Annotated in this window: 7 protein-coding genes and 1 rRNA gene; 6 read left to right on the plus strand and 2 right to left on the minus strand. The window is 50.8% G+C overall.

Translation table 11 applies throughout. The features are described from left to right. The first annotated feature begins 99 nt into the window (after nucleotides 1-99). Together LX87_RS07035 and LX87_RS07040 are read left to right on the plus strand one after the other, a co-directional pair. Nucleotides 100-714: a Cj0371 family chemotaxis-regulating polar lipoprotein gene (locus LX87_RS07035; protein ID WP_111627530.1), complete on the plus strand. Its 615-nt coding sequence runs from the start codon at nucleotides 100-102 to the stop codon at nucleotides 712-714. An 85-nt stretch (nucleotides 715-799) separates the two neighbouring features. Then, nucleotides 800-1,360, plus strand: coding sequence for a carbohydrate-binding protein (locus tag LX87_RS07040; protein ID WP_111627406.1), 561 nt, complete (start codon nucleotides 800-802; stop codon nucleotides 1,358-1,360). A 75-nt stretch (nucleotides 1,361-1,435) separates the two neighbouring features. On the opposite strand, the gene LX87_RS07045 is transcribed toward LX87_RS07040, so the two are convergent. Then, entirely contained in the window at nucleotides 1,436-2,506 is a 1,071-nt protein-coding gene (locus tag LX87_RS07045; protein WP_111627407.1) for a branched-chain amino acid aminotransferase, read from the minus strand. 165 nt (nucleotides 2,507-2,671) lie between these two features. Further along, complete coding sequence (locus LX87_RS07050) at nucleotides 2,672-3,223, minus strand: cob(I)yrinic acid a,c-diamide adenosyltransferase (RefSeq protein ID WP_111627408.1); 552 nt, start codon at nucleotides 3,221-3,223, stop codon at nucleotides 2,672-2,674. A 154-nt stretch (nucleotides 3,224-3,377) separates the two neighbouring features. On the opposite strand from LX87_RS07050, the gene LX87_RS07055 reads away from it, so the two are divergent. The 4 genes from LX87_RS07055 to LX87_RS07070 all read left to right on the plus strand — a co-directional run. Further along, entirely contained in the window at nucleotides 3,378-3,887 is a 510-nt protein-coding gene (locus LX87_RS07055) for a hypothetical protein (protein ID WP_111627409.1), read from the plus strand. Then, complete coding sequence (locus LX87_RS07060; RefSeq protein ID WP_111627410.1) at nucleotides 3,874-5,091, plus strand: S-adenosylmethionine:tRNA ribosyltransferase-isomerase; 1,218 nt, start codon at nucleotides 3,874-3,876, stop codon at nucleotides 5,089-5,091. Before LX87_RS07055 ends, LX87_RS07060 begins: the two co-directional genes overlap by 14 nt. 99 nt (nucleotides 5,092-5,190) lie before the next feature. After that, entirely contained in the window at nucleotides 5,191-6,477 is a 1,287-nt protein-coding gene (gene tyrS / locus LX87_RS07065; protein ID WP_111627531.1) for a tyrosine--tRNA ligase, read from the plus strand. Nucleotides 6,478-6,907: 430 nt separating this feature from the next. Further along, a 16S ribosomal RNA gene (locus tag LX87_RS07070) occupies nucleotides 6,908-6,972 on the plus strand; the annotation flags it as partial.

Below are 6,972 nucleotides of genomic sequence, written 5' to 3' on the forward strand. Positions count from 1 at the left end.
CCAGACTTTTCATGGGGCTTTTTTCCTTTCATCCGCTAACTTCTTGCAACCACCCGGCCTTCTCCGTAGTTTCGTCTTTATGAAATGATTTTCAAGCCTATGACACCAGTTCGAAAACACACCATTTTGCGTCGGGTAAAAGACATTACGTTGAGCGCCACGCTGGGCCTCGCCCTGCTGAACGGTACGGCGGTATTGCAAAGCTGCGGCAGTTCAAACGATTCGGAAACCGAGCAGGTCGATAGGGCAGTATCGTCGGAGCGGTTTGGAAAAGGCGTTCGGACATACATCACTGAAACCAGTCCCGGCAACTTCAAAATTACGGACGAGACGGAGGTGGATCCCAAACAGGCCGGGGCCATTGTCAACTACGCCGACGGCCATCGCGACACACTGAGTGTGGAAGCCGCCCGCCGACTGGTCCAGTCTGACCCGTCAACCAGCCAGTATTTCAACAATCCGTCGGGCTATCACCACAGCAGCGGGTTATCGAACGTGCTGTTGTGGGGGAGCCTGGGTTACATGCTGGGGCGTTCGAATAATTCCGGCTTTGCCAACGAACACCAGTATCGGTCCGGCGTTTACAACAACCCCCAAACCTTCCAGCGGGCCAATTCAATCGGCAGTAATGTCAATAATTCGCGGATTAGCCGTCCATCGGGCGGTCGGAGTGGTTTCTTCGGTGGTGGGCGGTCGCGGGGATTTTCGTCGTAAACAAGAGGTGAAAGACAAAAGACATTACCGTTGGTTACCTAGTTGTTCTTTTGTCTTTTCCCGATCAATAACCAACCTAAGCTATATGAAGCAAGCGTTTACGTACGGTGCGCTTCTGGTGTTAGCGCTTTTTTTTAACGCCTGTCAGAATAAACAACAAGCGTCGGAGGCCACTTCACCCGCCGACACAACCGAAATTTTGGCAAACCAGTCTGGTGCGGATCAGGAAGTGCCCAGCGACTGGCTGGAAAAACTCGTCGGGCCGGAAGACGGTATGTTCCGCGGTATTAATCTGGGCGATCCGGTTACGACCGTTAAGACCAAAGAAAGTGCGGAGCCGTTTGAAGAAGATGCCAGTCATATCGGATATACTATTGAATATGAAAATCTGGAGTCGTTCGATGTGCAGTATTTTCTGGATAAGGGCAAAAAGGTGGAGCGGATTGAGGTGGATATCTACCTCAACAACCGGCAATCGGTGGATCATCACAAAAAGGAGCTAACGGCTTATTTCAATCGGCGGTTTGGCAGCCCAACGCAGCAGGGCTGGAAAGTGGCGGGCAACCAGCAGGTCACGCTCACTGATGTGTCGAAAGGCAAAGATTTTGGATTGAAACTGGTATTTGGAGCACGCGCCCGCGCTTAAGCGGCAGCTATAAAAAACCGGGGCGGCAACGGAGTCTAAAACCCATTGCCGCCCCGGTTGTATAAGTGGCTGAATTTAAATTTTGTGCATCCAGCCAAAGGTATCTTCGATCTTACCGGTACGCAGATCGCTGAGGTAATTATAAATACGAGTGGCCAGAGAATTGTCCTGGGCCACTTCGGGCAGCATATAATCTTTGCCCTGGTAACCGATCAGCGAGTAGGGGGAAACCACCACGGCGGTTCCGGCTCCGAAGGCTTCGGTCAGATTGCCGTTTTCAATACCGTCGATCACTTCCTGAATGGATACTTTCCGCTCTTCAACCTCGATACCCCAGCTCCGTACCACCTGAACGATGCTGTCGCGGGTAACGCCTTTCAGAATCGAATCCGAGGTTGCGGGGGTTACCAGCTTGCCATTGATCACGAACATGATGTTCATCGTGCCCGATTCTTCAATGTATTTATGCTCGACGGCGTCGGTCCACATCAACTGGTCGTAACCTTCCTGTTGTGCCAGCAGCGTCGGATACATTGATCCGGCGTAGTTGCCTGCGCATTTGGCGTAACCCACCCCGCCCGGTGCTGAGCGAATGTATTCCGTTTCGACTTTCAGCTTCGGCGGTTTGGTGTAATAGGCACCCACCGGACAGGTGAATATGCAGAACCGGTACGTTTTCGACGGAGCAACACCCAGATAGGTGTCTGTCCCAAACAGAAAAGGCCGGATGTACAGCGAACTGTCGGGCGTATTCGGCACCCAGTCGGCATCAATCCGCATGAGGGCTTCCAGGCCGCCCATAAACACCTCTTCCGGAATTGTGGCCATGCACATCCGCCGGGCCGACTCGTTCATCCGTTTCCAGTTTTCCAACGGACGGAACAACTGCACCTGCCCTGCTTCATTTTTATAGGCTTTCATGCCTTCAAAAATCGACTGTCCGTAGTGCAGAGACGACAGCGCCGGGCTGAACGTGAAATCGCTAAATGGCACCACTTGCAGGTTTTGCCATTGTCCGTCCACAAAATCGGCCACAAACATGTGGTCACAAAAATGCTTGCCAAACGGCAGGTTGTTAAAGTCGACCTCCGCAATCCGGGAGCGTTCTGCTTTCCTTAGCTCAATGCTTACTAAGTCGGTAGTCATAATGGTAGATGGCAAATCTGAGCAACTAAAAAAGTCGTCAGGGGTTGATAGTCAGCAAATGTAGAGAAAACTTCAGGAAGTGTCCAGTGAAAAATAGTTGTTATGCTAATTATTTTTTTATCGGCAAGCTCAACCCGTACAATACCGTGACGAACGGTTCTCCGGCTACACGCGCGGTTTCCAGCTAATTTCCTCCGCTCCGAGTTCGAGAGTCATTTTTCGGCCCAGAACAAATAAATAATCCGAAAGCCGATTCAGGTATTGAATCACGAGCGGATCAACGGGTTCTTGCTCACTCAAAGCAATCGTCAGCCGTTCGGCCCGGCGGCAAACCGTGCGGGCCAGGTGGCAGAAGGAAACGGCCTGATGACCGCCCGGCAATACAAACGCCCGCAGGTCGGGCAGGCAGGCATCCATCTCGTCCATTGCCTTTTCCAGTAACTGAACATCCGCTTCCAAAATGGCGGGCAGCGGCTTTTTAACGGTTTTTTCCGGGTCTGTCGCCAGTTCGGCCCCAATCGTAAAAAGCCGGTCCTGAATTTCCTTTAATAGTTCTTTGCGGCTCTCATTCACCGGCTGATCCCGCACCAGACCGATCCACGAGTTCAGTTCATCAACGGTTCCGTAGGCATCAATCCGGTGATGAGCCTTACTCACCCGCCGTCCGCCGATGAGGGATGTCTGGCCTGTATCGCCAGTTTTGGTGTAAATTTTCATTGGATAACAAAGGGCTGGTCTGGCCAGACCCGTCGTGAAAATGAGCGTTTAAGAAAGAATTCTTGGTTCTACTTTGAAGCCGATGTGGGAACACACCGCCGTAGCCCGTACCTTTGCGGCCCAAAGCCTGTTATCAGGTCAACCAATCAAATTCATGAAAGTTACCACTTTTGCTATTCGTTTATGGCGGCTGGCCTCCCTGATTGGGTTTGCCTCCATGCTGATTTATACGTATACGTCCCTGGAAGCCACTGTTGCTGTGGGGTTTACGGCCGATAGCCGTCCGGATGTTTTTATTAGCCGGGATTATCTGTTTTACGGCTGTGTCGCTATTTTTCTGATTAATAATACGCTGATCAACACGCTGACCAAACTGTTTCCGAAAGTTTCGGGCACGGCTTTGCCCATCCCGAACCAGCAGCGCTGGCTCCAGCACCGCAGCCAGTTAAACGAGATTTTCAAGAACTGGTTCTACTGCCTGATGGCCGCCGTCAATACCGTTATGGCGCTGGCGCTGGCGGTGTTAAGGCAATTAAACAACCAATTGGGATCGACGCAGCTGGTTGGTCATCAGTGGCTGTTACCGGTTTGCGTGGCTATTATTTTACTAGTAGTTATCTCATTGCCGATTCGTCTGGCCATGAAACCCGATGCAGAAGACTAGGATGGAGGAGTTGCAGCTCAACGATTTTCAGTACCATCTCGCCGACGAGCGCATTGCCCGGTTTCCGCTGGCCCAGCGCGATCAGTCGAAACTGCTGGAATACCGTCGGGGCGTAATCGAACATCGTTCGTTTTTTGAACTGCCTGACCGGTTGCCTGCCGACAGTTTGCTGATCTTTAATAATACAAAGGTAATTCCGGCGCGGCTGCATTTTCAGCGGGCGACCGGTGCCGTGATTGAGTTGTTTCTGCTCAATCCGCTGCCTGCCGACCGACTTGTCACGGAAGCCATGCAGGACCATCAGCAAAGCATCTGGCAGTGCATGATTGGTAACCGCAAACGCTGGAAACCCGATGAAACCCTATCGAAAGAAATCCGGATTGGGGAGCAGACGGTTTTGCTACGAGCCTACTGGCACGATGCGGATCGGTCCAGCATCCGGTTTGAATGGACGGGCAACGAAGCCTTTGCGTCCATTCTGCACGAAGCGGGCAAAATACCGTTGCCGCCTTATCTGAACCGCGACGTGACGGACGCTGATCAGGAAAACTACCAGACCGTTTATTCCCGCATCGAGGGGGCGGTGGCGGCTCCAACGGCGGGCCTGCATTTTACGCCCGCCGTGCTGGCTCGTCTGGAAGAAAAAGGCATCAGAACCGATTACCTGACCCTGCATGTCGGAGCCGGAACGTTTCAGCCCATTAAGGCAACGGATGTCCGTCAGCACATGATGCACACCGAGCAGGTAGTTTATTCCCGGCAAAATCTGGAAAACCTGGTCGACCACCGGGGACCCGTGATTGCCGTTGGGACCACCTCCATGCGTTCGCTGGAAAGTTTATACTGGTTCGGCGTACGGCTTTTAAAAGACGAACCGGAGCCGTTTCTGCTCGATCAGCACTACGCCTATTCGTTGCAGGAAGCCGACTTGCCGGATAGGAAGGACGCCATTCGAGCGGTTTTGAATTACCTTCAGGAAACCGGTCAGCCGCAGGTTGTGGCTCATACCGGTATTTATTGTATGCCGGGCTATCGGTTTCGGATTACAAACGGGCTGGTTACCAATTTCCACCAACCCGGTTCTACCTTAATTCTATTAGTAGCGGCTTTCGTGGGCGAACAGTGGCGCACTATATATAACGAAGCGCTGCAAAACGGTTATCGTTTTTTAAGTTACGGCGACTCCTCGCTGCTTTTACCCTGAAACCGTATCTTTGCCCCGATTTTATTTCATTGAGAGTGAAGCCAAACGCCCTGGTAACAGGTCGAAATTTACTTGTTTACTCATTTAGCTGAATCGATGATTGATTTTATTGAAGAACTCCGCTGGCGGGGCATGTTGCAGGACATGATGCCCGGTACTGAAGAACAACTCCGCAAAGAACCAACCGCTGGATATATTGGCTTTGACCCAACGGCAGCTTCGTTGCACATTGGCAACCTGGCGACCATCATGCTGCTGGTGCACTTTCAGCGGGCAGGCCACAAACCGTATGCGCTCGTGGGTGGTGCTACGGGGATGATTGGCGACCCCAGCGGCCGGTCAACCGAGCGCGATTTCCTGTCGGAGGAAACCTTGCGGCATAATCAGGAGGGGATTCGGGCACAACTGACCCGGTTTCTTACGTTCGACGACAGCGCCAACTCGGCCGAGATGGTTAATAACTACGACTGGTTTAAGGGAATAACATTTCTGGGTTTTCTGCGGGAGGCCGGTACGCACTTAACCGTTAATTATATGGTAGCGAAAGATTCCGTAAAGAAGCGTCTGGAGACAGGACTTTCTTTTACCGAATTTTCGTACCAGTTGTTGCAGGGATACGATTTCTACTGGCTCTATAAAAACAAGGGTGTCCGGCTGCAAATGGGTGGTTCGGATCAGTGGGGCAACATTACCACCGGTACGGAGTTGATTCGGCGTAAAGAAGGCCGGGAGGAGTATCAGGCGTTTGCGCTGACAACGCCCCTGATCACAAAAGCAGACGGAACTAAGTTTGGTAAATCAGCCGGTAGCAACATTTGGCTTGATCCGGCCATGACGTCACCGTACCAGTTTTACCAATTCTGGCTTAATGCCGCCGACGCCGACTGCCCCCGGCTAATTCGGGTGTTCACGCTTTTATCGCGTGAAGAAATCGAGGAACTCGAACGGCAGCACAACGAAGCGCCCCATTTAAGGATTTTGCAGAAAGCGATTGCCAAAGACGTTACCATCAGGGTTCATTCGCAAACGGGCTATGATCTGGCCGTAAAAGCCTCTGAAGTTCTCTTCGGAAAAGCTACCATTGATACCTTACGGACCATCCAGGAAAATGAATTCGATGTAATCTTCGAAGGTGTTCCGCAAACGAATGTCAGCCGCACTGATCTTGAGGCAGCCAAAGACCTGATCGATCTGTTAGCCGTAGCGACCCGGGGCGAAATCTACTCCTCCAAAGGGGAAGCACGACGGGCGTTGGCGCAAAATGCGGTAAGTATTAACAAACAGAAAAGTAATGAGACAACGGCTTTATCGGATTTGGAATGGCTTCAAAACCGGTATCTGGTTGTTTCAAAGGGTAAAAAAAGCCATTTGATTCGACTTGATTAAAATTTTTGAATTTTTTTTGCTGGGTAACTTCTTGAAAACGAAAGGGATACTTAAAGTCGAAAAGAAGTTACCCAACTTTTTTCAAAATAGGACTTGACAAGGGGGAAAAAAATGCGGTACTTTGCAGTCCCAAATGAGGGAAAACAAGGACGGCTAAGCGGGCTAACCTTTTGGTTACCAACTAGTTGACGAGAAAAAAGAGAAAGAAAAATAAAAAATAAATTTTCACTTTTCTTTTGAAATCTCAAAACCAACCGCTACCTTTGCAGTCCCAATATTAAGGGAAACAAAATAACCGATTGAGCAACGATTTTCGCCAGCCAATCACCCATTTTCCAGACGAGGAAAAGAAGTTCTTTGACGTAGTGGACAGAAGTACAACAGCACAACAAGCGACGACCTGACAAGTACAATTGTTAGTTAGTTATTTACAATGGAGAGTTTGATCCTGGCTCAGGATGAACGCTAGCGGCAGGCCTAATACATGCAAGTCGA

Source organism: Larkinella arboricola (assembly GCF_003259745.1).
Classification (GTDB): Bacteria; Bacteroidota; Bacteroidia; order Cytophagales; family Spirosomataceae; genus Larkinella; species Larkinella arboricola.